The sequence below is a fragment of the Microbacterium lacus genome, assembly GCF_044794305.1.
Classification (GTDB): Bacteria; Actinomycetota; Actinomycetes; order Actinomycetales; family Microbacteriaceae; genus Microbacterium; species Microbacterium lacus_B.
This window is the reverse complement of the sequence record NZ_CP084996.1, coordinates 2017717-2041939: the sequence shown is the minus strand read 5'-3', so window position 1 is coordinate 2041939 and position 24223 is coordinate 2017717. Positions and strand designations below refer to the sequence as shown.

21 protein-coding genes are annotated in these 24223 nt (G+C 65.5%); 9 read left to right on the top strand and 12 right to left on the bottom strand.

Annotated features, from left to right (window positions below; translation table 11 throughout):
- The first annotated feature begins 62 nt into the window (after window positions 1–62).
- The 5 genes from LG299_RS09730 (at window position 63) to LG299_RS09710 (ending at window position 4356) form a co-directional block, all read left to right on the top strand.
- Window positions 63–926: an ABC transporter substrate-binding protein gene (locus LG299_RS09730; RefSeq protein WP_404429662.1), complete on the top strand. Its 864-nt coding sequence runs from the start codon at window positions 63–65 to the stop codon at window positions 924–926.
- Between the two features lie 71 nt (window positions 927–997).
- Window positions 998–1867, top strand: a complete 870-nt coding sequence (locus tag LG299_RS09725; RefSeq protein WP_404429660.1) for an ABC transporter permease — start codon at window positions 998–1000, stop codon at window positions 1865–1867.
- The gene (locus tag LG299_RS09720) at window positions 1864–2688 is read left to right on the top strand and encodes an ABC transporter permease (RefSeq protein WP_404429658.1); all 825 of its coding nucleotides are present in this window, start codon (window positions 1864–1866) and stop codon (window positions 2686–2688) included. Before LG299_RS09725 ends, LG299_RS09720 begins: the two co-directional genes overlap by 4 nt.
- A complete protein-coding gene (locus tag LG299_RS09715) occupies window positions 2681–3496 on the top strand; it encodes an ABC transporter ATP-binding protein (RefSeq protein ID WP_404429656.1) in 816 nt (271 codons plus the stop codon). Before LG299_RS09720 ends, LG299_RS09715 begins: the two co-directional genes overlap by 8 nt.
- Window positions 3493–4356: a PaaX family transcriptional regulator C-terminal domain-containing protein gene (locus LG299_RS09710; RefSeq protein WP_404429654.1), complete on the top strand. Its 864-nt coding sequence runs from the start codon at window positions 3493–3495 to the stop codon at window positions 4354–4356. Before LG299_RS09715 ends, LG299_RS09710 begins: the two co-directional genes overlap by 4 nt.
- Here LG299_RS09710 and LG299_RS09705 read toward each other — a convergent pair.
- The 8 genes from LG299_RS09705 to LG299_RS09670 form a co-directional block, all read right to left on the bottom strand.
- Window positions 4326–5504, bottom strand: coding sequence for a 4-hydroxybenzoate 3-monooxygenase (locus tag LG299_RS09705; protein WP_404429652.1), 1179 nt, complete (start codon window positions 5502–5504; stop codon window positions 4326–4328). The genes LG299_RS09710 and LG299_RS09705 overlap by 31 nt on opposite strands.
- Before the next feature lie 115 nt (window positions 5505–5619).
- Window positions 5620–6372, bottom strand: coding sequence for an IclR family transcriptional regulator (locus LG299_RS09700; protein WP_404429650.1), 753 nt, complete (start codon window positions 6370–6372; stop codon window positions 5620–5622).
- A gap of 47 nt (window positions 6373–6419) precedes the next feature.
- Window positions 6420–9194 carry a family 78 glycoside hydrolase catalytic domain gene (locus tag LG299_RS09695; RefSeq protein ID WP_404429648.1) on the bottom strand — a complete coding sequence of 925 codons (2775 nt, stop codon included), beginning with the start codon at window positions 9192–9194 and terminating at the stop codon, window positions 6420–6422.
- A complete protein-coding gene (locus LG299_RS09690; RefSeq protein WP_404429646.1) occupies window positions 9191–10975 on the bottom strand; it encodes a glycoside hydrolase family 3 protein in 1785 nt (594 codons plus the stop codon). Before LG299_RS09690 ends, LG299_RS09695 begins: the two co-directional genes overlap by 4 nt.
- Window positions 10972–11859: an ATP-binding cassette domain-containing protein gene (locus LG299_RS09685; RefSeq protein ID WP_404429644.1), complete on the bottom strand. Its 888-nt coding sequence runs from the start codon at window positions 11857–11859 to the stop codon at window positions 10972–10974. The genes LG299_RS09690 and LG299_RS09685 overlap by 4 nt, the downstream gene beginning before the upstream one ends.
- Entirely contained in the window at window positions 11856–13592 is a 1737-nt protein-coding gene (locus tag LG299_RS09680; protein ID WP_404429642.1) for an ATP-binding cassette domain-containing protein, read from the bottom strand. The genes LG299_RS09685 and LG299_RS09680 overlap by 4 nt, the downstream gene beginning before the upstream one ends.
- Window positions 13589–14530 (bottom strand): ABC transporter permease, encoded by a 942-nt coding sequence (locus LG299_RS09675; RefSeq protein ID WP_404429640.1) that lies wholly within the window; start codon window positions 14528–14530, stop codon window positions 13589–13591. Before LG299_RS09675 ends, LG299_RS09680 begins: the two co-directional genes overlap by 4 nt.
- A gap of 58 nt (window positions 14531–14588) precedes the next feature.
- Entirely contained in the window at window positions 14589–16127 is a 1539-nt protein-coding gene (locus LG299_RS09670; RefSeq protein ID WP_404429638.1) for an ABC transporter substrate-binding protein, read from the bottom strand.
- Between the two features lie 122 nt (window positions 16128–16249).
- On the opposite strand from LG299_RS09670, the gene LG299_RS09665 reads away from it, so the two are divergent.
- On the top strand, window positions 16250–16861 hold the full coding sequence (locus tag LG299_RS09665) for a TetR/AcrR family transcriptional regulator (protein ID WP_404429636.1): 612 nt from the start codon (window positions 16250–16252) through the stop codon (window positions 16859–16861).
- A gap of 41 nt (window positions 16862–16902) precedes the next feature.
- Here the strand turns inward: LG299_RS09665 and LG299_RS09660 are convergent, their stop codons facing one another.
- Window positions 16903–18045, bottom strand: coding sequence for an ABC transporter substrate-binding protein (locus LG299_RS09660; protein ID WP_404429634.1), 1143 nt, complete (start codon window positions 18043–18045; stop codon window positions 16903–16905).
- A gap of 308 nt (window positions 18046–18353) precedes the next feature.
- On the opposite strand from LG299_RS09660, the gene LG299_RS09655 reads away from it, so the two are divergent.
- The 3 genes from LG299_RS09655 to LG299_RS09645 all read left to right on the top strand — a co-directional run bounded on the left by LG299_RS09655 (window position 18354) and on the right by LG299_RS09645 (window position 22347).
- Complete coding sequence (locus LG299_RS09655) at window positions 18354–18902, top strand: MarR family winged helix-turn-helix transcriptional regulator (protein WP_404429632.1); 549 nt, start codon at window positions 18354–18356, stop codon at window positions 18900–18902.
- 31 nt (window positions 18903–18933) lie between these two features.
- Entirely contained in the window at window positions 18934–21276 is a 2343-nt protein-coding gene (locus LG299_RS09650; RefSeq protein WP_404429630.1) for an arylsulfatase, read from the top strand.
- 96 nt (window positions 21277–21372) lie between these two features.
- Window positions 21373–22347 (top strand): LysR family transcriptional regulator, encoded by a 975-nt coding sequence (locus tag LG299_RS09645; RefSeq protein ID WP_404429628.1) that lies wholly within the window; start codon window positions 21373–21375, stop codon window positions 22345–22347.
- A gap of 2 nt (window positions 22348–22349) precedes the next feature.
- On the opposite strand, the gene LG299_RS09640 is transcribed toward LG299_RS09645, so the two are convergent.
- Genes LG299_RS09640 through LG299_RS09630 form a run of 3 tightly spaced genes read right to left on the bottom strand, consistent with a single transcriptional unit; the run spans window position 22350 to window position 24219 of the window.
- A complete protein-coding gene (locus LG299_RS09640) occupies window positions 22350–22649 on the bottom strand; it encodes a DUF2470 domain-containing protein (protein ID WP_404429626.1) in 300 nt (99 codons plus the stop codon).
- Entirely contained in the window at window positions 22646–23899 is a 1254-nt protein-coding gene (locus tag LG299_RS09635; RefSeq protein WP_404429624.1) for an NAD(P)/FAD-dependent oxidoreductase, read from the bottom strand. The genes LG299_RS09640 and LG299_RS09635 overlap by 4 nt, the downstream gene beginning before the upstream one ends.
- Window positions 23896–24219 carry a 2Fe-2S iron-sulfur cluster-binding protein gene (locus LG299_RS09630; protein WP_404429622.1) on the bottom strand — a complete coding sequence of 108 codons (324 nt, stop codon included), beginning with the start codon at window positions 24217–24219 and terminating at the stop codon, window positions 23896–23898. Before LG299_RS09630 ends, LG299_RS09635 begins: the two co-directional genes overlap by 4 nt.
- Window positions 24220–24223: the final 4 nt, after the last annotated feature.

The window sequence follows — 24223 nt, the reverse complement described above, 5'->3', positions numbered from 1 at the left end:
CCGCAGCCCCACCGGCTTCCAGTCCCAGTAGCAGTGGGAGCGGGAGCGAAGAGCCGATGGAGATGACCACCGTCCGCGTGGCCGCGCTTCCGATCGCCGAGACCGGAGCACTCTGGGCAGCAATGGAGGAGGGCATTTTCGAGTCCTATGGCCTCGAGATCGAGGTTGTGCCCGCCCAGGGCGGCGCCAACGCGATCCCCGCGCTTCTCAGCGGCGACATCCAGTTCGCGATCGGCCAGCCGTTCGGACCCATCCGCGCCGACCAGCAGGACCTCGGCATCGTGATCGTCGGCAACTACGCCAACAGCAACGCGGAGGGCGATGACGTGAATGCGGTCGTCGCGCTCGGCGACTCGGGCATCACAAGGCCTGCCGACCTCGCCGGCAAGAAGGTCTCGGTCAACACGATCGGCGCCGCGGGCGACCTCACCATTCGCAAGGCCGTGCAGGACGACGGCGGCGACCCTTCGACGATCGAATTCGTCGAAGTGGCCTTCCCCGATGTCCCGGCACAGCTCGAGGCCGGCACGATGGACGCCGCGTGGGCGCCCGACCCGTTCCGCGGCATGGTCGTCGGAGGCGGCGGTGTCTCGGTTGTCGCCCCCTACCAGGCGACGATTCCTGGGCTGTCGGTGCTCACGAACATCACGACGCAGGCTCTCTTGGACGAAGACCCCGACCTCGTCGCGGCGTACTCCGAGGCGATGGCTGAGGCGCTCGAGTGGGCATCGTCGAACGAAGACGCCGTGCGCGCGGCGATTGCCACCAACCTCGACATCCCCGAAGAGGCAGCAGCGGGAATCACGCTGCCGACCTTCACATGGGACCTCAGCGCGGCCGGTATCGAAGACCTCGGTGACCTCGCGGTCGAGTTCGGGTACATCGAGGCGGTGCCCGACTACGCAACGATGATTCAGCAGCAGTAACGTTCAGCGACAGGGGGCCGGATGCCGCGACCCGCGGCATCCGGCCCCTCACTGCACTCCGAAAGAGAGTCATGCACACCGACGTCACGACAGAAGCCCCCGCGGGGGTGCTCGCACCGACGCAAACCGCGAAAGACGCCGGGCGATTCCGCCGCGGTCGTCGCAACCGGTCGATGCGCAAGATCGCCCTGGGGCTCGCCGGAATCTTCGGCTTCCTGGTGACGTGGCAATTGCTGCCCACCCTCGGCCTTGTCGACCCGCGCTTCTTTCCGACCGCGACCGCGACCCTCGCCCAACTAGGCGAGGAGGTGCGCGACCTCGAGTTCTGGCGCAACGTCGGGCGTACCCTCACGAAGTGGGGTCTCGGGCTTGTCATCGCGACGACGCTGGCCGTGGTGCTCGGCACGCTCATCGGACTTGTGCCGTTCTTGCGTCGCGCGACCCACACCACGGTCGAGTTCCTGCGCCCCATCCCGTCGGTGGCACTCATTCCGCTCGCGGTGCTGCTCTTCGGGTACCAGATTCAGTCGGCGTTGCTCATCATCGTCTACGCGAGCTTCTGGCAGGTGTTCATACAGGTTCTCTACGGTGTCGCCGATGTCGATACGGTCGCTCGCGATACCGCTCGAAGCTTCGGGCTCTCGCGCGGCTCGCGCATCGTGAACCTGGTCTTTCCCACCGCGCTTCCGTACCTGATGACCGGGCTGCGCCTCGCAGCCGCCGTGGCGTTGATCCTCGCGATCACCGCCGAGATGTTCATCGGCAACCCCGGGCTCGGGCGCGAGATCGTCTTCGCACAGGGGGCCTCGAACTGGCCTCTGGTCTACGCACTCGTCTTGGTCACCGGCATCCTGGGTCTCCTCATCAACATGGTCTTCCGCGCGATCGAACGTCGGACGCTTTCATGGCATCAGTCCGTACGAGGGGAGGACGTCCTGTGACCCTCTACACGAGCACCGTGAAGGTGCCCAACAAGCCGTCCCGTGTATGGGCGAAGGTGGGCGAGAACGTCGCGTACGCGATCGGCCTTCCGATCCTCCTCGTCATTGCGTGGGGCATCTGGATGACGATCGCTCCCGCGCAGTTCTTCCCGACGCCTGTCGAACTCGCCGAGGCCTTCGTCGAGACCTGGATCGGGCCTGCGTTTGTGACGGATGTGCTGCCGAGCCTCGGGCGCCTCACGCTGGGCATCGTCTTATCGATCGTGATCGGAATCGTCGCGGGCGCGCTGATCGGGCTGAACCGGTGGCTGAGGGAGCTTCTCGAGCCGATGCTCGAGTTCTTCCGCGCCGTCCCGCCCCCGGTGCTCATCCCGATCGCGGTCGCACTGATGGGTGCCACGGACGCGATGAAGGTCGCCGTCATCGTCGCAGGGTCGATCTGGCCGATCCTGCTCAACACGATCGATGGTGTGCGCTCGACCGATTCAGTAATGACCGAGACAGGCAGGTCGTTCGGTCTCACACGGGCGGAGCGCATTCGCTTCCTCGTGCTCCCCGCGGCGAGCCCTCGCATCATGACCGGTGTCCGGCAGGCGCTGTCGATCGCGCTCATCCTGATGGTCATCTCCGAATTGGCGTACACATCATCGGGCCTCGGAAACAAGATCGTCCTCTTCCAGCGCAACTACCTCATCGCAGAGATGTGGAGCGGCATCTTGCTGCTCGGACTGATCGGGGTGCTTCTCGCGACGATCTTCGGGTTCGTCGAGCGTCGCGTACTTCGCTGGTACCACGGAATCAAGGAGGTGGAACGTGCCTGAATCGAACGAGCGCGGCACGCTGTTGAACGTCGAGAACCTGCGCAAGGTCTACGAGTCTTCGACTGGGAACGTCGAAGCGATCGGCGACATCAGCTTTCGCATGAACGCGGGCGAGCTGGTCTGCATCGTCGGACCTTCCGGATGCGGCAAGACCACACTCTTGAAGTGCATCGCCGGACTCCTGCGGCCGACGTCCGGCAGGATCGAGCTCGATGGAACGGCCGTCACCGCGCCGCCAGACAAGATGGCGCTCGTCTTTCAGGAGTACGGCCGCAGCCTCTTCCCGTGGCTCACCGTGCGTGGCAACGTCGAATTGCCCCTCAAGCACAAGAACCTCTCGCGCGCCGACCGCGACCGCCTCATCGACGACGCACTCACCGCCGTCGGCCTCGACCATGCGGCGAAGAGCTATCCGTGGCAATTGTCGGGCGGGATGCAGCAGCGCGTCGCCATCGCGCGCGCTGTTGCGTATCAACCCGAGGTGTTGATCATGGACGAGCCCTTCGCTGCCGTCGACGCACAGACGCGTGCCGACCTCGAAGACCTCGTGAGAACCCTCCATCGCGAACGCGGCATGTCGATCCTCTTCGTCACGCACGACATCGACGAGTCCGTCTACCTCGGCGAACGGGTGGTGGTGCTCTCGAAGTCTCCGACGTGGGTGCAGGAGGATCTCGCGATCGACCTCGCTCCGGAGCGTGACCAGATCACAACGCGGGCACTCCCGCGCTTCACTGAACTGAGGACACACGTCTACGAGCAGATTCAGCGGGCCAAGCGCGGTGAGGCGGTCCGGCCCACGGTATGACCACCGACGCGACGGTGCGATCGACTCCTCGCACACCCCGACGTTTGCTGCTGGCGCTGTTCGGTGAGCACGTGCTCGACCACTACGACGCACCGATCCGCACCGGGGTGCTCATCTCCGTGCTCGAGCAGGCCGGCATCGCCGCCCCCGCGACCCGCGCCACGCTGGATCGTCTCTCGCGCTCGGGTTTTCTCGCCAGTGAGCGCCGAGGGCGCGAGCTGCTCTTCCGGCTGACCACCGTCGGGGAAGACGTGCTGCGCGAAGCAACCGACCGCGTGCGCGGACCCCGCCCCTTCGACCCGCACGGGGAGGGGTGGACGCTGGTGACGTTTTCGATTCCGGAACGCCAGCGGCGGGTGCGCCACCGCTTGCGCGCCTCGCTCTCGTGGGAGGGATTCGCGCCGATCCGTGACGGGCTGTGGCTCGCGCCGGGCGAAGTAGACATGGAGGCATCGCTGGAGCCGATGCGCGCCGATCTGCCCGACGGTGCGCTCGTGGCTTTTCACGCGCGTGAGCTCGCGGGCTTCCCGATCGCCGAGAGCGTCCGAGCGGCATGGGACATCGAGGCGATCCGTACGGCACACCTCGGGTTCATCGACGAATGGTCACGGGAGGATGCAGCGGTTGGCCCGGGCCCACTCGCCACGATCACGATGCTCGTCGCCGACTGGCTCGCACTCCTTCGAGCGGACCCGCGACTGCCCTCGCAATACATGGGCGCCGACTGGCCGGCCACGCGATCGCTGAAGGTCTATCGCCGTCGGCGCGATGAGCTCGCCGCATCCGCCGAGGCCGAGTTCGCGACGCTCATCGCCGAGCGTGAACCCGCTCAGGCCGCGGGCAACGGCCAGCCTGTATAAGCCTCGGCCAGGAAGGTCGAGCCCGCCTCGGATTCCACGACCGAGCGCAGTTCTCCGAGCTGGCGCCGATGGTCGAACTCGGTCGCTTCGGGGGTGCTGTGCAACATCGAGGTCATCCACCACGAGAAGTGCTGTGCCTTCCAGATGCGGTGGAGGGCAGCATCCGCAAACCCGTCGATGAGTCGTTCGTCGTTCTCGAGTAGCAGCGCCTGCAGCGCGCGGTTCAGCAGAACCACGTCGGCGACGGCGAGGTTCATGCCCTTCGCCCCGGTGGGCGGCACGGTGTGCGCGGCGTCACCGACGATCGCGATGCGTCCCTTGCGGAGCTCGTGTGCGACGAAGCTGCGGAATCGCAGTACATCGCGCTGGAAGATGGGGCCTTCGGTGAGTGTGGTTCCGGGGACGCGGGCTTGCAGCATCCCCCAGATCTCTTCTTCAGACAGCGCGTTCGGGTCGGCGTCGGGGTCGCACTGGAAGTACATGCGCTGCACCGTGGGGCTGCGCTGACTGATGAGGGCGAAGCCGTCGGGGGAGTTGCTGTAGATCAGTTCTTCGGCGCTCGCCGGTGCTTCGGTGAGGATCCCGAACCACGCGAACGGGTATTCGCGGAAGTATCCGCCCTGTGAGGTGCCCGTCACCGCGGGGCGCACGACGCTGCGTGACCCGTCGGCGCCGACGATGAAGTCAGCCTCGATGATGAGCTCTTGGCCGTCGGCCTCTTTCGCGATCACGCGGGGGATGTCGTTGTCTTCGACGCGCTCGACGGTGACGCCGAAACGCAGGTCTTGCCCTCCGGCCAAGCGCGCGGCGATGAGGTCTTTCAGCGCCTCGTGCTGCGGGTACAGCCAGACGCTGCGACCGACAAGCCCCGGAAAGTCGATGCGGTGGCCGTGACCGGCGAAGCGCAGCTCGATGCCGTTGTGGCGGGTGCCGACCGTGCGGGCGCGGCTGAAATCACCGAGAGTGTCGAGCAGTTCGACGGTGCCCTGTTCGAGGATGCCGGCGCGGATCGTGGATTCGATCTGCTCGCGGGTGCGCTGATCGACGACGATCGAGTCGATGCCCGACTGTGCGAGCAGGTGGCTGAGAAGCAGGCCGGCAGGGCCGGCGCCGACGATCGCGACCCGGGTGCGGACGGTGGTGGTCATGGCGTCTCCTTCGACGGTGGATGCTTCGCCTCCAGTGTCGCGGTGTGGGCGGTGGCAGCATTCGAACTCTCCCGTTGAACGGGAATCCGAGTGGGAATGAAGGGCTCTGGATGCTTCAGCCGCGGAAGCCGAGGGCACGCTCGATCTCGCGCTTGCCGGAGTGCAGCTCCACGAGCGCAGGCTCGATCGGCGCATCCCGGCGAAGGACCACCGAGAGTGCGGCGGCGACGGTGCCCGTCTCGTCGCGCACCGGAACGGCGACTCCGGTCGAGACGGTCTCGATGAACCCCGGCGCGACGGCGTGCCCGAGTGTGCGCACCTCGGCGAGCTTGCGCCGCAGTGCGGCGGGATCGGTGATGGTCTCGCGGGTGAGCGGTGGGAGGGGCGCTGCGAGAATGCGCTCCTGCAGGTCGCGCTCGCCGAAGGCGAGCAGCACCAAGCCCGACGAAGAGGCGTGCAGGGGAAGGCGAGCGGCGATGCGCGTCACGTTCGCCCCCGAGTCAGGGGCACTGAGGCGCTCGAGAAACAGCGCCTCGTCCTGCTCGAGGATGGCGAGTTGGGTGTGCTCCCGCACACGAGATTGGACGCGCTCCATCGCGGGCATCGACGCTTGGCGCAGTCGCAGAGCCTGCGATGAGCGGGTTGCGAGCTCCCACAGGCGCATGCCGATGCGGATGCGGCGATCGTCATCGCGCTCGAGCAACCCGGTCTCGACCAGCTCGCCCACGATGCGGTGCGCGCTCGACCCGGGAAGGCCCGCGCGTCGGCCGATTTCGGCCGCGGTCTGGACCGTCCGCGTCGGAGTGAAGGTCTCGAGCACACGCACGAGCCGGTCGGTGACGGAGTCGCCGGACGTCGAATTGGCCATGGCCCAGCCTGACACGACTCCCATTGGATGGGAACAAGTTCGCTACTCTAGCCCGTTTGCACCGTTCGGGCCTGTGTCAGAGCATCGAGTGCTCCCGCGAGAGCGCCGAAGACCTGAGGGGGCATGTCGAACAGTCCCGCAGGTAGCGGGTCGGTCACGTTCCAATCGACACGGCGCTGAACGAGGGCCTCGTACGCGGGGTCGTGGGTGCGCAAGACGCCGAGCACGGTGGCCAATGCCTCGCGGTCATCCGCGATCTCGCGGAAGCTCGACCCGAGCGAGGGCACGGGCAGCTCCACACCTGCGGGTGCGGCAATGACCCAGCTGTGCGTCCCCGAACCCACGTCATGGGCGGTTCCGTCCGGCAGGTGCACCTCGGCGCTGGAGTGGGCGGGGACGGTGAGCGAGAAGTGGATGGCCTGATCCGTCCGCTCCCAGCCGCCGGCCACGCGGCCGGACGGTGTGTCCAGCGTTGCGCTCGCTCGGTCGAGATTGTCGAGGGGGGTTGGAGCGAAGCGGATGCGTCGGTAGCCAGTCGAGCCCGGTGCAATGCCCGCCAGACGGCGATAGAGCCAATCGACAACAGCACCGAACGCGTAGTGGTTGAACGAGGTCATTTCGCCGGGGTTGATCGAGCCGTCCGGCAGCATCGAGTCCCACCGCTCCCACACGGTGGTCGCTCCCATGGTCACGGGGTACAGCCACGACGGGAAGCTGGTCTGCAGGAGAAGCCGTCCGGCGACATCGGCGTGGCCCGTGTCGACGAGAGCGTCGAGCACGAGCGGCGTGCCGACGAAGCCTGTGGCGATGTGAAACGAAGAGCGACGTGACACATGGGCCAGGCGATCGCCGAGCTGTTGGCGTTGCGCAGCATCCGTCACGATCCCGTACGACAGCGCCATCGCGTACGCGGTCGGAGCATCGGCGGTCATGCGGCCGCCCGGGGTGACGTAGGCCCTGAGGAAGCCTGACCGAGTGCGCTCGGCGATCGCCCCGTACTCGCTCACGAGATCTACTCGGCCCAGTCGAGCGGCTGCGCGCGCCACCAGATCTGCGGACCGGAAGAGGTGCGCGGTGGCGACGATGTCGCCGGGAGTCTTTGCCGCACCCGGCAGCTCGGGCGGAGCCTCTGGGTCGAGCCAGTCGCCGAGTTGGATGTGCCCCTCCCATAGCCCGTCGGAATCCACGAACGGCAGGATGCTGTCGACCCAGGCCTTCATGCTCTCGAACTGGCCAGAAAGAACTTCTTCATCGCCGAAGCGGTCGGCGAGCACGGTCGGCACGACGGTCGCGGCATCCCCCCACGCAGCGGTCGGCCCGACGGGATAACGCAGAACATCGGGCACCACGAACGGGACGATGCCATCGCGCTTACTCTGCTCGAACGCGAGATCGCGAAGCCAGTTGCCCAGGAATGCGTTGCTGTCGTAGAGGGTCGCGGCAGTTGGGGCGAAGACCTGCACGTCGCCGGTCCAGCCCATCCGCTCGTCGCGCTGGGGGCAGTCGGTGGGCACCGAGAGGAAGTTTCCGCGCATCGACCAGACCACGTTCTCGTGGAGGCGGTTCAGCAGTTCGTGCGAGGAGTCGAACCATCCGGTCCTGCGCATGTCGGTGTGGAGGACGACCGCGCGTACCGCCGCAGGGTCGAGTTCGCCGGGCCAACCGGTGATCTCGGCGTAGCGAAAGCCGTGGAAGGTTCCCATCGGCTCCAGCGTGCGGTGTTCACCATCCAGGATGAATCGGTCGGTTGCCGCCGCGCGCCGCAAGGGCCGGGTTCCGAGCTCTCCGTGTTCGAGGACTTCCGCGTGGCGCACGATGATCTCGGTGCCGTGGGGGTCGGCTACCGAAAGCCGGAGGCGACCGACGAGGTTCTGCCCGAAGTCGAGGCGGTGAGTGCCCGAAGGCAGCCGCTCGATGGAGACCGGCGCGACTTCTTCGATGCGTCGGACGGGTTCCAGTGTTCGCGGTTCGGGGCTGATTCCGGTCTGCGCGATGAGCGCGGGTGTACCGGCCGCGGGTGAGCGTCGCAGGTCGACCGTCTCGCCGGCGTAGATGCCCGAGTCGACGACCTGCCAGTCGCCCGTCGCCGACCAGGTCTCGTCGGTGCGGATGACCTCGCGGCTTCCGTCGGCGAACGCGAGATGGAGTTCGAGCGCGACCGAGGGCTGCTCGCCGTAGACGCGGGTGCCCGCGGGGCCGAACCCGTACTCTTCGGTGAACCACCCGCCCGTGAGGCGGACCGCGAGCGAGTGTGAGTCTGCGCGGTCGAGGAGCGGGAGAACGTCTACCGTGTCGTGCAGCACGCGGTTGTCGTAGCTCGTCCATCCCGGGCCGAGAACCGTGTCATCGATCACGACGCCGTCGATGGAGACCTCGGCGATGCCGTAGGCCGCAACGTGCGCAAGAGCGCCGATCACGCCTTCTCTCACGACGAAGTTTCTCGACAGAAGGACGGGTTGAGCGGGACGGTCGGGGTCCGCGAGCCCGATGAAGGGTGCCGACCACTCCGAGACGGAAGCCAATCGCACCTCGCGCGGTTCGCTCCAGCCCGAGAAGGTTCCGGATGCATCCGCCACCCGCACCTCGACGGTGTGGGTCAGATCATCCGAGAGCGCGGCGAACGGCCAGGGCTGAAGCGTGTGCTCGGCGCCCTCGAGGTGCGCGACCTCCCCGCCATCAAAGCGGATCTGCGCGCCCGACTGACGCCATCCGGTGGGTGCGGCGTCGATGATCCACGACAGCCGCGGCCGGTCGGTGGCGACGAAGGGGGAGTCACGCCGATGCTCGGCGACGACCGTCCCGACCCGCACGAGCGCGCTCATCGGTTCCCCTCGTTGATTGCGCCAGACAGTACGACCCGCCACCCCGCAGGGTACAGCGGATCCACCGTGCCTCCGGCGACATCCGGTTGGCTGTCCACAACGGCCTGCATGCTCCGCGGGAGCTCGAAAGGAAGGCACCCTTCGGGTATCACCCTGCCGGTCAGCGCATCCAGGAGCGCCCGATCGGATGCCCCGAAGTCGCCGACGATCGCGGTGGCGAACTCGGCCAGCGGGGTGAGGATCGCCGGGCGACTCAGGGTGACCGCGATGATGAGCGGCGTCACAGCGGCGAGCGCGCGCAGTTCTTCGATGACGGCGGGAGCGAACTCGAGTGAGCCCTGTTCCATACCGCTCTCCAGGAAGTAGTGATCGCGCGGTTCGAACGGTGCGGCGAGCCGCACGATGGCGATGTCGGCGTCGGGGGCGGCTGACTCGTTCCAGCCCGGCGGAAGTGCGTCGGCATCGAGACCCTGCAGGTAGACGCGCAGCGGTCCGGTCAACGGAAGGGTTGCTGCCTCACCGGGAAGGCCCGCGCGCAAAACCGTGATCGACCGGGATTGCGCGAGCCGGCCCAGCTCGACGTGCTCGCGCAGCGGGAGGGTCGCAGCATCCGGAGCATCTTCGTCGCTCTCACCGAACAGGCGCAGGTTCATCTCGACGACACGGGTTGCGGCATCCTGAACGCGCTCCTGCGTGACGCGGCCGTCCTCGAGTAGTGACAGCAGCAATGCCGTGTCGCTCTCGCCGCCGAGTTGGTCGACGCCGGCGACGAGAAGTCGAGCGACGCGCTGACCGGGGTCGAGGTGCTCGACACCCCACGCGCGGGCGGGGAACGGCTTGCCGAAGACGACGGCGTCGTGGACGAGACCGAAGTCACTCAGCACGAGGCCGTCGAACCCGAGTTCACCGCGCAGGAGGTCGGTGATGAGGGCCCGGTTGAAGGCGAACCCGACTTCTTCGATCTTCTGCCCGTTGCGGCTGAGGCCGACGGGCATGCCGTAGTACGGCATGATCGTTGAGGCGCCGGCGGCGATGGCCGCGCGGAACGGCTGAAGGTGGTCTTCGAAGCGGCCGCCGGGGTAGACCTGCTCGCGGCCGTATTCGAAGTGGGGATCTTCCCCGTCCTTCTGGGCGCCGCCACCCGGGAAGTGCTTGACGGTGGCCGCGACGCTCTCGGCCCCGAGCTCGGGTCCCTGCAGGCCCTCGAGGAACGCAGTCAAGAGTCGGGACGTCAGCTCGGGGTCGGCACCGAAGCTCTGCGCCTGCCGGGCCCAGCGGGGGTCAGTCGTGAGATCGACCTGCGGGTGCAGGGCCATCCGGATACCGATGGCGCGGTAGTCATCGCGCACGATCCGGGCGAAGTCGCGCGCGAGGTCGGGGTCATCGAGCGCGCCGAAGGCGATCGGCTCGGGCCACTGCGACACGCCTTCGGCGCGATGAGTCGCCCCGTCATTCTGCAGGAAGGAGTGGCGCGGGTCGGTAGAGAAGACGATCGGGAGGCGTGAGCCGTGCGAGGTGGCGATCTCTTGCAGCTGCGCGAGAACGCGGGCGGTCTCTTGCGGGGACGGAATTGTGGCGAGAGCGAAGTGACGGATGCCTCGATCAACGATGAGTTCGCGGGTCGATGGCCCGAACGGCGAAGACGCATCGGGGTCGTGGTCGGCTTCGATCATGATCATCGGGTGGAACAGCAGTCCCGCCTGCTCGGCCGCGCTGAGCCCTGCGACAAGGGCTTTCGCGCGGGCGCGCGCATCGAGGGTCGTCGTGTTCAGGGTGGTCATGCGGATTCCTTAAGTTCATGGTCAGCGGCGATGGGAGCCACGGACTGGAAGAGTCGGCGTCGCTCGGCTTGTGCTGCCGGGTCGGCTACGGGGGATGCAAGAAGCAACCGCTGTGTATAGGGGTGACTCGGGGTGGAGGTGACGATGTCACCGTCTCCCCACTCGACGATTTCGCCGGCGCGCATCACGGCGACGCGGTGACAGAGCACTCGCACGACGTTCAGGTCGTGCGAGACGAAAAGGTACGCGACGCCGGTCCGGGCCTGGACTTCGAGGAGAAGCTCGAGAATGCGCGCCTGAGTGGTGAGGTCGAGCGCCGACACCGGTTCGTCACACACGATGAGCCGCGGTTCCAGCGCGATCGCCCTTGCGATGGCGACGCGCTGACGCTGGCCACCGCTGAATTCCCGGGGGAGGCGATGCGCGGCATCCGCCGGCAGATGCACCAAATCGAGCAGTTCGCGTACCCGCCGCGCAGCGACTTTCGTGCTGACACCTCGCGCGCGCAGGGGTTCGGCGAGAGTGTCGCCGACCGTGAGCGCGGGGCTGAGGGAAGAGTACGGGTCTTGGAAGATCACCTGGAGGTCGACTGCCAGCGCGCGCCTGCGTGAGCGGGAAGCGTGCGAGATGTCTTCGCCGTCGAGGGTGATCGTTCCGCCGGTCACCGGCGCGAGGCCGAGCGCAGCGCGGCCGAGCGTGGATTTTCCTGAGCCGGATTCTCCGACGAGGCCAACAGTTTCGCCGGCGCGCACGTCGAGGCTGACGCCGTGGAGGATTTCGATCGGCGTGCGCTTCAGACCGCGGCCCGGATACGCGACCCGCAGGTCGCGGATCTCGAGCAGGGGACGCTCTGCCTGGATCGTAGGAAGGGGAGTGTCGGTCATTTCTGCAGCGCTCCTCGGGCGGGGGCTCCATCGAGGAGCGCCTCGAAGAGTCCCTGCGTGTAGGTGTGGCGGGGGTTGCTGAAGACATCGGCGACCGAGCCGGTTTCGACGATGCTTCCGGACCGCATCACCGAGACTCGATCGGCAAGGTCTGCGACGACGCCGAAGTTGTGGGTCACGATGAGCATCGACATGCCGGTCTCTCGCTGAAGGTCGCGCAGCAGCTGCAGTATCTCGGCCTGCACCGTGACATCGAGTGCCGTGGTGGGTTCGTCGGCGATGATCAGGTCGGGCTCGGTTGCGACGGCTCCCGCGATCAGCACGCGCTGCGCCATGCCTCCCGAGATCTGGTGGGGGTAGGCGGCGAACGTGCGCTCGGGGTCGGCGATGCCGACACGTGCCAGCAGCGCCAGCGCCCGCGCTTTCGCGTCGGCCCGCGAGAGTCCGAGGGTGATCCGCAGCGGTGTGACGAGCTGGTGGCCGATCGTGTACGACGGGTCGAGGTTCGACATCGGCTCTTGCGGCACGTACCCGATGCGGCGTCCGCGCAGCTTCTCGAGCGCTCGCGGGCTCATGGTCAGCAGATCGTCGCCATCGAAGCGGATCGCCCCGGCGACGCACCGGCCACCCTCGGGGAGAAGCCCCAGCACCGACCATGCGGTCTGGGTCTTGCCCGAACCAGACTCACCGATCAGAGCGTGCACCTCGCCGCGACCGACCGTGATCGACACGTCGTCGACAACGGTCGACCACCCCGCTTCGCCGCGATAGGCGACCGACAGTCCGTCGATCTCGAGCAAGGGCTCCGATGTGACGCCCCCCTCGTGTCGCACCGGTGCCTCGGGGCGTTGGGCCGGCGGAGTCCACGTGCGCGGGGCGTTGCTGGAGCCGCTCCCCGACTGTTCGAGCACGTCCCGTAGGGCGTTGCCGAACAGCGAGAACGCGATGCAGGTCAGCGCGATGGCGATGCTGGGCCAGACCATGAGCCACGGCGTGCGTGACAGGTTGTAGAAGCCTTCGCTGAGCATCCCACCCCACGTCGGCAACGACGGGTCGCCGACTCCGAGGAAGTCGAGGCTCGCTTGAATCGCGATCGCGACGGCGAAGAGGCCGGTCGTCAGCAGAATGACCGGAGCCCGGACGGCTGTGAGCACGTGCCGGCCGACGATGCGCAGATCGCTGAGTCCGGCCACCCGCGCCGCGTCGATGTAGAGCTCTTTGCGGACGTTGCGTACCGCGCCGTAGACGATCCGGTAGTACGAGGCAGAGAGCACGACACCGAAGATGGCCATGATCCACCAGATCGAGGGTCCGGTCACCGCGCGTGCGGCGAGCAGGACGACGATCGCGGGGAGCGAGAGCACCATGCCGGCCATGAAGTTCGACACGTTGTCGAACCACCCACCGCGGTACCCCGCGATGAGACCCGAAGTGATGCCGATGACCGCGGCGACGGCGACGGCGATGGTCGCGCCCAGAAGGCTGGTCGACGTGGCGTAGATCAGGCGGGAGAGGATGTCGCGGCCCGCGCTGTCGCCGCCGAGCAGGTGCTCGGCGCTCGGCGGTGCGAGCACGTTGGACAGCGACGTAGCATCGGGCGGGTAAGGAGCGAGGAGGGGGGCGGCGATCGCGACGAAGACGAGCGCGATTAGGTACGCGGCCGAGATCGCTCCCAACGGCGTCCTGAGCACGCGGCCCGCGACAGAGCGGCGTTTAGGGGTGGGCGAAGTCATGACAGTCGCACCTTCGGGTTGAGCCATCCCTGCAGGAGGTCGACGGCGAGGTTGATGATGAGCACGATGACGGCGGTCATGACGATGAGGCCCATGATGAGGGGGATGTCACCCTGGACCGTCGCTGAGACGGCAGTCTGGCCGAGACCGGGGAGGGAGAAGACCTGTTCAACGACGACGGCGCCACCGAACATCACGATGAACTGAATGCCCAGAACGCTGAGCGCGGGCCCGGCAGAGTTGCGCAGGACGTGGCCGTAGACCACGCGTCGGTTCGGGATGCCTCGTGCGCGCAGTGTGCGGACGTAGTCGAGGCGCTGGGCGTCGAGCATCGAACCGCGCACCTGCTGCGCGATGCTGGCGATCGCCCCGATAGCCAATGCGATGACCGGAAGAGTGATGGTGGACAACCATCCGACGAACGACGTGTCGGGCCGGATGTAGCCCGTGGCCGGGAACCATCCCAGGCCGATCGCGAAGATCAGCACCAGGACGAGAGCGACGAGGAACCCGGGAATCGCTGCCGCCACGAAGGAGCCGACTTGGATGGTGCTGTCTACTGATCCACGCCGGGTCGCGGCGAGCACACCCAGGATCGTGCCGACGATCGCGGTCAGCAGCACGGCGCCGATCGTGAGCGAGAGCGTCACGGGGAGGCGACTGGCGAGGGCTTCGGTCACGGGCTGACCCGAGAACCACGAACGGCCGAGATCACCGGTCAGTGCGCTCCCTGCCCAATCGAAGAACTGCACGATGATCGGACGGTTGAGGCCCAGTTCTTCTGCCTTACGAGCGACGATCTCAGGGTCCGCAGTGTCGCCGACGATCCGGCGAGCGGTGTCGCGCCCACCAAGATAGAGCAGGAAAAAGCCCAACACGCTGATCGTGAGTACTGTCAGCACGCCTGCGAGAACGCGGCGGGAGATGAAAGTCAGCATTGACGTTGTGCCGTGCGCGGGGCCGACGTTCCGACCCCGCGCACGAGTCCTTCCTAGATCACTCGGACGGGCGGATGTTCCACAGGTAGGGAACGGCGTTGTCGGCTTGGACCGTCGCCTGAGTGCCCTCTGCGGTGATGTAGGTCGAGTACGGGCGATAGAGCGGGGCGTACCAGGCCTGCTCGACGATGTACTCGTTGAGTTCCTGGGCCGCAGCATCCGCTTCAGCCTCGTCGCCAGCGCGGACGATGTCGGCGAGCTCGATCACCGTCGGATCAGCAACACGGGAGGTGTTCCACGTTGACTCCGGCAGCATCGACAGCTGAATGGTCTGCCACGACGTCGGGTCGGACTGGAGAAGGAACGGGAATGACGCCCACGTTCCGCCGAGCATGCGGCCGAACAGGTCATCGCCAGTAGTCTCCCATTCGACGTTGATGCCGACCGCGTCGAGCTGTTCCTTGTAGATGGCGAATACTGACTCCGGCACGAAGTTATTGCTCGGCATGACGAGGGTGAAGCCATCCGGGTAACCCGCCTCGGTGAGGAGCTCTGTCGCCATCTCAGGGTCGTAGGGGTACCGCTCGTTCAGGTCGTCGTTGTAGGCGGAGGTGTTCAGACCGAACACCTGCGTGGTGACGGTGCCGAGGCCGCCCTCGAGCGCCTGCAACATGCCTTCGCGGTCCATCGCGTAATTGATGGCCTGGCGAACGCGCACGTCACCCATTGCGGGGTTGATGACGCCATCACGGTCAACGAGAAGGAACCCGGTCCAGTTCTGCTCCGAGATCTCGGCGGTGAAGCCAGCGGCCTCGGCCTCGGTAGCCTGCGTCGGGGTCTGCAGATTGGTGGCGTCGACCTGACCACCCTTGACAGCGTTCATCAGTGCCGTGGGGTCGCCGTAGAAGGTCATCTCGATGCTGTCGTAGTGCACCGAGTCGGCGTCCCAGTAGTCTTCGTTCGCCTCGTAGACGTAGGTCGAACCGATGACGGTCTCATCCGCGTCGAGCACGTACGGGCCGCTGCCGATCGGGGTGGTCTGCGCGTCGGGCGAGTCGAACATCGCCGGGCTGCCGACGAGTCCCGCATTCTGGCTCAAGTAGACCGGTAGGGCCGGGTCGGGCAGGGCGAGCGTGATCACGAGCGTCGTGTCGTCAGGTGCCTCGGCAGAGGTCATACCGGCGAGGAACGGTGCGTTCTCGCTCGTGCCGTCACGGAACCGGGTGAGATTGTCGGCGGCGACCTGTGCGGTGAGAGCAGTGCCGTCGGAGAACGTCACACCCTCCCGGATAGTCAGGGTCAGGACGGTTTTCGATTCGTCCCACTCCCACGCGGTCGCGAGGCCTTCGACGATCGTTCCGTCGGGCTCGGAGCGCAACAGCGTGTCGTACACAGCCTGGAGGTAGGGCGATTGGTTCGACCACGACGCTTCCCACGGCGCGAACGAGGTGAGCTGCGTGAGGATGCCCATGTTGAGCGTGGTCGGCGTTTCGGAGCCAGACTCAGGCGAAGCGGAAGAGGAACAAGCGGTCAGAGCAAGTACGGAAACGAGCCCACCGGCGGCGACAGCGCGCGCGACCTTGGTGCGGTGCAACATTGCACGTCCTTTCGGAACGAACGGGTGAATCGGCACGGAGCTGTGGCGATGGGGGAAACCTAACACGAAAACCTTTAGCACCAAAAGTGTTTAGTTATCGAAGGTTTTGATACCCTTCATCAATGCCTAGACGCCCAGGTCCGCGCGGCTCGTACGCGAAGACACCGAAACGGCGCGAGGAAATCCTCGATGCCGCCTTCGGGGTGTTCGCGCGCTACGGGTACCTGAACAGTTCGATGAGCGAGATCGCCAAACGAGCAGGCATGACGATGCCGGGGGTGACCCATCACTTCCCGACAAAAGCCGGCCTGCTCGAGGCGGTGTTGCGAGAGCGCGATCTCGATGCTGCGAGCCACCTTGAAGGCCGTAGGGGCGTCGAACTGCTCCGCGGAGTCCTCGAGATCGCTGAGCGTGACGAGCAAGATCGCGGACTGACCCAACTGTTCGCCATCCTCTCGGCCGAAGCGACAATCGACGATCATCCGGCGCACGCCTACTTTCGCGACCGCTACGAGTTGATTCTGCGTACCGTCCGAACAGCTTTCCTGGAGGCGCAGGAGGATGGCCATCTCCGACCGGACGTTGACCCAGGTGACGCCGCCCAGATGTGTATCGCGCTGTCTGACGGACTGCAGCTGCAGCGCCTCTACGGCGTGGATCGCGCGCGACAATGGGCGCTGACGAAGCGATTGCTCGACAGCCTGCTGATCCGACCTGTTACCAGCTCGGACTGAGCCGGCAGGTAACAGGTCGCGCGCTTCTCGCTGCGTAACTGTCAGCTGTCCCAGGCGGCGTCCACGGCCTGAAGGACGTCGTCAACGGTGAGTTGGCCGGTCAAGATTCCCTGGATGCCACTTCCCAGTTCGGCATAGACGGCTGGGTTGGGCCACGTGTCGGTCGGCAGTGTAGAGAAGGACTCCGAACCGACCAGGTCCACGACCGGTTGGAGTTCATCCGTCACCGAGTCCTGGAGTCCGCCCGTGATGGGGAAGCTTCCCTCGAGTTCGGCCAACTCGGCGGCGTTGTCGGGCTCTGCGAGCCACGCGAGAAAGTCCTGTGCGGCCGCCTTGGCCTCATCGCTCGCGCTCGCGCTGACGGCTAGTGCGTCGCGCGCGGAGAGAAGAACCCAGGGTGCGTCGTCTGCGACGCGTGGTGCGTAGGCGCGAACCTCGATGAGCGTGTCACGCGCGTCACCGACTGACGTCGCTGCGTTCCCCGGCAGAGCAGCGCTGAACGCGATGCCGGCGCCGACATTGGCGTCGATGGCTTCGAATCCACTCCCTACGGCGCCTTCCTGGAAGCAACCTGCTTCGCTCATCGCCTCGATGTCTTCAAGTACCGTGCGCCAGCCGCTGTCGGCGAACGAAACCTCGCCCTCGGCTCGCTGCTCATTCCAGTTCGGGTTCTCGGCGTACACCCGCGTCGCAGAGAGCCCCTGTGCCATGAGACCGAGATTGTTGGGGATCGCTCCTGCGAGGATCATGTAGTTCATCTCTGCTTCTCGTGCCAACATGCAGGCTTCGAGGGTCTCGTCGAAGGAAGTCGGGTAGTCCGTCAAGCCGGCGGCCTCGGCCGCGGCGGGGTTCCAGATGATCCCCACGGGTACCTGCGATATCGGCTGCCCGTAGATCTCGCCGCCAACGCTGTAGAGGGCTTCAGTCCCCGCGGGAACGACCGACGCGCTGGCTTCGTCGAGAGGTGCGAGCAGTTCGGCTTCGGCCAGACCGACGATGGAAACAGGTGACCCACGACCGGGCACCGTCGCGAAGACGTCGGCGGAGTTTCCGCCCTGGAGTTGTGTGGGCAACTGTGTCTCGTATGCAGCGACCGGCAAGCTGAGCAGCTCGATTTCGACGCCGGTCTCATCCATGTAGCGCTGCGCCAAGGTCTCGTAGAAGTTGTCTTGGTCTGCGGCCACGGGGAAAGTGAACGAGAAGCCAGCAACTGACTCATCATCGCCGGGGCTGGTGCCAGCGCAACTCGCGAGAAGTACCGCACCAAGCGAGACAGACGCGATGGCCGCGAATCGTCGACCGTGTAGAGGCTGGAACATTGTGGCGCCTTTCATGACTTCTTCGTCCGATAGCAGGGGTAGCAGATGGTGGCTACATGGGCCAGGATTGCACCATGACAGCATAATGTCAATATGACACTAGACTGTCACGTCAAACTCAAAACCATACGCCGACGGCATCGAGTGGGTCGTCAAGGCAGCGGGGTATTGTCATGAGTGCAACGCACGAGTCGGAGGATCCTGTGGGCGGAGTCGACCACGTCGGTGACAGCGAGCAGCGATCATTCGACGAGCGGGAGCTGACGAGCCGAAGCGGCCCACTCGGCACCATGTTCGGAGAACTGACGCGTGCGCTTGCGGTGGCGAACACGCTGGGCGACAAGCTCTTGGCGCCGGAGGGCGAGACGGTCGCGCGTTGGGGAATCCTCGACGAGTTCTCGGGAAGTCCACAGGCGGTTCCCGCCGTCGCGCGGCGAATGCGACAGGCCAGGCAGAGCGTCCAGCGCATCGCCGATGTGCTTGTCGCTGAGGGCTACCTCAGGCGGGTGCCCAATCCTGAGCACCGCAGATCGCCACTGTACGAGTGCACTGCTGCCGGTAAAGAGGTGCTCGATCGCCTTCCCTCTGCGCTGAGTGGCTGGTACGCCGAGCTCACGAGAACGTTCACGTCCGAAGAGATCGATCAGTTGACTGTTCTCACTCGGCGCCTTCGTCAGGCTGCCGAAGAATTCTCGGACAAGCGGTCACGGACGGCACGTTGACATCATGCTGTCATGATGACATCATGCTGACATGAACGAGCAGCGACAGCCCACCCTTCAGGGCGTGAACGGAGCGGAGCCGCGGGGCTACGAAGGGTTTGCCGGCGTGATCGCACCTCGATCATCGCAGTCGCAGCCGTGGTGGCCATCGCCGGTACGAGCACCAGAAGGGGCACCCAACGTCGTGGTCATCCTCATCGATGACATGGGCTTCAGTGACGTGGAGCCGTTCGGCAGCGAGATCGACACCCCAGCCATCCAAGCCCTCGCAGACGAGGGCTATCGATTCACCAACTTTCGAGTCATGCCGGTCTGCTCGCCGACGCGAGCGGCTCTCCTGACGGGCGTCAACCCGCACAGGGCGGGATTCGGCATGGTGGCAAACATCAATCCGGGCTATCCGGGCTTGCGCATGGAGCTTCCTGACGACATGCCGACCTTGGCCGAGACCTTTGGTTCTCAGGGGTACTCGACGTTCATGGTGGGCAAGTGGCATTTGACCGTCGAGTCGAAAATGCATGACGGTGCCGATAAGTCGTCCTGGCCGGTGCAGCGCGGATTCGATCGGTACTTCGGCAGCATGGAGGGCTTCACGACCATGTTTCACCCCCACCGTCTCGTTCGCGACAACTCGCCCGTCACCGAGGAGTTCGCCGATGACGACTACCTCACCGATCGGCTCACCGACGAGGCGATCGACATGATCGCCTCGTTGCGAGCCGGCGACTCGTCCCGCCCGTTCTTTCTCTACTTCGCACACAACGCAGTCCACGGTCCCGTCCAGGCGAAGGCCGACGACATCGAACGACAGCGGGGCGCCTATGACGCTGGCTGGAACCGGATCCGCGCGGAGCGGTTCGAGCGACAGAAGTCCCTCGGCCTGTTCGATGCGAACGTCGAGCTCTCCCCTTCGGGACCGGAAGACACGGGCGGTGTTCAACCATGGGACGACCTGGATGACTCGCGGCGTGCACTCTTTGCGCGCCACATGGAGGTCTATGCCGCGGCAGTTACGGCGGTCGACGACAGCGTCGCACGCCTTGTCGCGCATCTGAAGGACATCGGTGAGTACGAGAACACGATCTTCGTCTTCACAAGCGATAACGGCGGCACGGGCGAAGGTGGCCTCGAAGGAACGCGCAGCTATTTCAGCCAGTTCACTCAGCAGCCTTCGATGCCCGAGGGCTGGATTGCCGACGTCCCCCGCCCTCTCGCCGACATGGGTGGACCGCGCGTGTTCGGTCACTACCCGATGGGCTGGGCCCACGTGTCGAACACCCCTTTTCGCATGTACAAGGGCTCCACCCAGGAGGGCGGGGTTCACAGCCCGCTCATTGTGAGCTGGCCAGCAGGTCTTGCTCGAAAGAACGCCGACGACGGCATCCGCGCAGGCTTCACCTATGTCACCGACATCGCACCGACTCTGGTCGAGCTGTGCGGAATCACTCGACCCGAGACTCTTCGTGGCGTGCCGACAGAAGCGATCGACGGCGAGAGCTTCGTGCCGGCGTTGCGAGACGACAGGTTGCCGGAGAGATCTCCCGCGCAGTACATCACGATGTTGGGCGGCCGGGCGTTCTACGAAGGCAAGTGGAAAGTCGTCGCCTCTCGACCCAGCATGGGCCCGGACGATCTCTCGCCCTGGTCGCTCTTCGACATCGTGGCCGATCCCACCGAAGTGCGCGACGTCTCGAGCCAGCATCCGGACATCGTCGCCGACCTCGCAGAGAAGTGGCGCCGGGCCGCGTGGCACAACACGGTATTCCCTCTGCCCGACGAACCCAAGATGCTCGCGACGGTGCCTTCGACCGAGCTGGAGTTTGAGAGGCCCGTACGCCTGTTGCCGGGAACCCCGACGCTCGAACGTCACAGGTCCGCCAAGCTGGTTGCGCTGCGCTCCATCGAGATCATCGCGCGCTTCGAGGGAGACGCCGGAGAAGGCATCATCGTCTCCCACGGAGACCAAGGAGGTGGCTATATCGCCTGGATGGAGAACGATCACCTACACGTCAGCTACAACGCCTATGGCCACATGCACAGGTCCCACCTGCCGATGGCGACGGGCGTCACTCTCGTCACCCTCCGGTTCGATGCCCTCAACGACTTCGCGTGGCGGATTTCTGTCGAGCTCGACGGTCGAACGCACACGCTCTTCGAGCGCGTCCCCATGCTCGTAGGAATGGCGCCGTTCACAGGGATCAGTGTCGGCTTCGACGGCGGGGGTCCTGTCGACTGGGAACTGCACGAGCGACACGGCATGTTCCGCTACCGCGGCGGTCTGCGAGGAGTGGAATACGTTCCGGGTGCTCGAGCTCCCTACAACCGCGAAGTCGTCGTCGCCATTGACGACCTCAGCGCGCGCCTCCTCGACTAGGAGCGTTTGCTCTCGGTCGCACTCGTCACCGAGTGACGGAGTACGCGTGAGCCCGCCGGTAGAGTCATCCGCAATGTGAGCAAGGGAGCCGGCATCATGACCTCATCCTCGTTGGAGGGCCAGGGGAGTGCGGGAGACTACGGTCTCGGTCGCGTGAACCTCAACCTCCTGCTGATCTTGGACTCACTGCTGGCGGAAGCGAGTGTTACCCGCGCTGGCTCGCGCCTTCACATGAGTCAACCCACCGTGAGTGGGGCGCTGGCGAAGTTGCGCGCGCACTTCTCCGACCCGCTCCTCATCCGGCGCGGCAACACCTATGAGTTGACCCCGCTTGCGATGCACCTTTCGACCCTCACTCCCGCTGCGTTGGCTGCGGCCCGCGACGTCTTCAGCGGGGGCGCGGCGTGGATTCCGGCCGAGAGCGAGCGTGAGTTCGTCATTTACGGAGATGAACACACGTTCGCGGTGGTGGCTCCTGAACTGCTCCGTCTCACGCGGGAAACCGCGCCAAAGGTGAACTTTCGCTTCGCCCGCCATTCCGCTGTCGATGCTCAGGAGGCGGTGAGTGTCTTGCGTAGCGGCGATGCGCTCGTCATGCCACACAGCTTTCTCGGGCAAAGCGACGAGCTCATGTTCATGGACCTCTGGCAGGACGACTGGGTGATGCTGATCGCCGATGACAACCCGGCCGTTGCTGACGGTGATCTAGAACCTCACCATGTGCACTCCTTGCCCTGGGTCGTGACGCACCTCACACGTCGGGCGATCCCCACGTCGATCCTGCATTCACAGGGCTTCGGTGTGTATCCACGGGTGGTGGCTACCGTCGACAGCTCGCTTGCGGTGCCCCATCTGATCGCGGGAAGCGACCGCATAGCGATCATTCAGACGAGTCTTGCCGCGCACGCGCACGCCGTCCCAGGGGTGCGGGTATGCCCCCCGCCGTTCGTGGCGACACCCCTGACTAATGCGATGTGGTGGCATCGCGCTCACACGATTCGCGAAGATAACCAGTGGCTACGCCGCACATTCGACGAGGTCGGACGTGCGATCGAGCGACGACTCCGGTAGTCCTACATCCCGATCGCGCGCTCGAGCAAACCCGTCAGCTGCGTTCTTACCTCGCCGCGGGTTGCGATGGGGTGATCCCATTCGACGCGGATGCGACGAGTTGTCTCGGCATCCCGAATCTCAAAGATCGCACCATCGCCATCGAAGCCTTCGAGCACCGCAGCAACGAGCGAGTCATCCACGGTTGCGTGCGTGGCGATGTACAGGCAACTCGATGGCTGCTCTTCATTCATGTACCTGCAGATCGCGCTCACGATCTCGGGGGAGAACTCGTACGGCTCGTGTTCCTCGTCACGGGTCATAGCGATCCCGACGTCGTGAGAGGTGCGAGCAGAGATTTGAGCGGTTCTGAGCTTGCCCGTGCCAGTTCGGCCGGGATGCTTCGTCCTTCACCGAGCGCGCGACGCACAGTCAGATAGTCGCCAGGACTGTTGACCGCATCCACGGCAATCAACTGACCCTCGAGGTAGTAGAGCGAGACGAATTTGTCGTCATGCTCTGTGGGTCGCACCACCACCTCGTCACTTCCCGACGATATTCCGGCGATCTGTAGTTTCATGTCGCCTTGGTCTGACCAGAACCACGGAACGGTGTGCGACGGGTGCTCATTGCCCATGATGGTCAACGCTGCGATCCGTCCTTGGTCGACAGCGTTCTGCACGGACTCCAGCCGGATATGTTCCTCGTCGCGTGCGGGGTGCATCTGCAGTGCAACATCTCCGACGGCGAGCACGCGCGGATCGCTGGTGAGAGCGAATCTGTCGACGAGGATCCCGGTGGGTTCGGTGCGCAGGCCCAACGCTTCGGCGAGGTCGATACGCGGCAGTGCGCCGATGCCGACGACCACAATGTCGGCCGGCACGATCCCTTCATTCGTGTAGACCGCAGAGGCGACTCCGTCTCTTGTGAGCACCTGTTCGATGCGGGCACCGAGCCGGACTTCTACCCCGTGGGCTCTATGCCAGTCGAGCAGGAACTCGCTCGTATGGCTCGACACTGCGCGACCGATGAGGCGGTCAGCAACCTCCAGCACGGTCACATGTTTGCCGTCCTTTGCCGCTGCGGCGGCCACCTCCAGTCCGATGAATCCGCCACCGATCACAACGACACTCTCGGCCGCGGGCCAGCGGCGCTTCAGTTCGAGCGCATCGTCGATATCTCGCATGTAGAGCACGCCCGCCGCGTCAGAGCCTGGGATGGTGAGGCGTCGAGGTGACGCACCGGTCGCGATCACCAATCGATCAAAGGCATACACCCGACCCGACTCGCCGAGAGCGCTGCCTCCGTCGCCGGCGAGCGAAGCGGTCGTGATCGTCTCTGCTGTGACGACTTCGATCTCGTTCTCGGAATAGAAGGTGTCGGCACGCAGTTCCAGTCCGGCTTCATCGGTGACGCCCTGTAAAAAGCCCTTCGACAGCGGAGGCCGCTGATACGGCGCGTACTTCTCGGCGCCCACGATGGTGATCGGCGCGCTGAAACCCTCTGAGCGGAGCGTCGCGGCCACCTGCATTCCTGCTTGTCCGCCGCCGACGATCAGGACTCCGGCGGTCACAATTGCTCCTGGGCGATTTTGACAATGATTCCGTGCAGCTCATCGCGCATCTTGATCTGGCACGACAGGCGTGATGCGTCGGTTCTGGGACTTGCCACGCCCTCGAGCATTTCGTCCTCCATCACTCCAGGGCGCCCGGCCACGGCCAAGAACTGCTCGTCGACGTACACGTGGCAGGTGGCGCAGGCGCACGAGCCTCCGCATTCGGCGACGATCCCGTCAATGCCGTTTCGGACGGCGGCGTCCATGACGGACTGGCCAGTTGCCACGTCGACGATGCGAAGGCTCCCGGTCGGCGTGAAGAATCTGACTTCGGGCATGATG

Coding starts and splice junctions, on each gene's coding strand:
- LG299_RS09630 (WP_404429622.1), bottom strand. CDS start 24,219: ATGCCCGAAGTCAGATTCTTCACGCCGACCGGGAGCCTTCGCATCGTC.
- LG299_RS09650 (WP_404429630.1), top strand. CDS start 18,934: ATGAACGAGCAGCGACAGCCCACCCTTCAGGGCGTGAACGGAGCGGAG.
- LG299_RS09700 (WP_404429650.1), bottom strand. CDS start 6,372: ATGGCCAATTCGACGTCCGGCGACTCCGTCACCGACCGGCTCGTGCGT.
- LG299_RS09640 (WP_404429626.1), bottom strand. CDS start 22,649: ATGACCCGTGACGAGGAACACGAGCCGTACGAGTTCTCCCCCGAGATC.
- LG299_RS09705 (WP_404429652.1), bottom strand. CDS start 5,504: ATGACCACCACCGTCCGCACCCGGGTCGCGATCGTCGGCGCCGGCCCT.
- LG299_RS09655 (WP_404429632.1), top strand. CDS start 18,354: ATGAGTGCAACGCACGAGTCGGAGGATCCTGTGGGCGGAGTCGACCAC.
- LG299_RS09680 (WP_404429642.1), bottom strand. CDS start 13,592: ATGACTTCGCCCACCCCTAAACGCCGCTCTGTCGCGGGCCGCGTGCTC.
- LG299_RS09670 (WP_404429638.1), bottom strand. CDS start 16,127: ATGTTGCACCGCACCAAGGTCGCGCGCGCTGTCGCCGCCGGTGGGCTC.
- LG299_RS09695 (WP_404429648.1), bottom strand. CDS start 9,194: ATGAGCGCGCTCGTGCGGGTCGGGACGGTCGTCGCCGAGCATCGGCGT.
- LG299_RS09690 (WP_404429646.1), bottom strand. CDS start 10,975: ATGACCACCCTGAACACGACGACCCTCGATGCGCGCGCCCGCGCGAAA.
- LG299_RS09730 (WP_404429662.1), top strand. CDS start 63: ATGACCACCGTCCGCGTGGCCGCGCTTCCGATCGCCGAGACCGGAGCA.
- LG299_RS09665 (WP_404429636.1), top strand. CDS start 16,250: ATGCCTAGACGCCCAGGTCCGCGCGGCTCGTACGCGAAGACACCGAAA.
- LG299_RS09675 (WP_404429640.1), bottom strand. CDS start 14,530: ATGCTGACTTTCATCTCCCGCCGCGTTCTCGCAGGCGTGCTGACAGTA.
- LG299_RS09645 (WP_404429628.1), top strand. CDS start 21,373: ATGACCTCATCCTCGTTGGAGGGCCAGGGGAGTGCGGGAGACTACGGT.
- LG299_RS09710 (WP_404429654.1), top strand. CDS start 3,493: ATGACCACCGACGCGACGGTGCGATCGACTCCTCGCACACCCCGACGT.
- LG299_RS09685 (WP_404429644.1), bottom strand. CDS start 11,859: ATGACCGACACTCCCCTTCCTACGATCCAGGCAGAGCGTCCCCTGCTC.
- LG299_RS09725 (WP_404429660.1), top strand. CDS start 998: ATGCACACCGACGTCACGACAGAAGCCCCCGCGGGGGTGCTCGCACCG.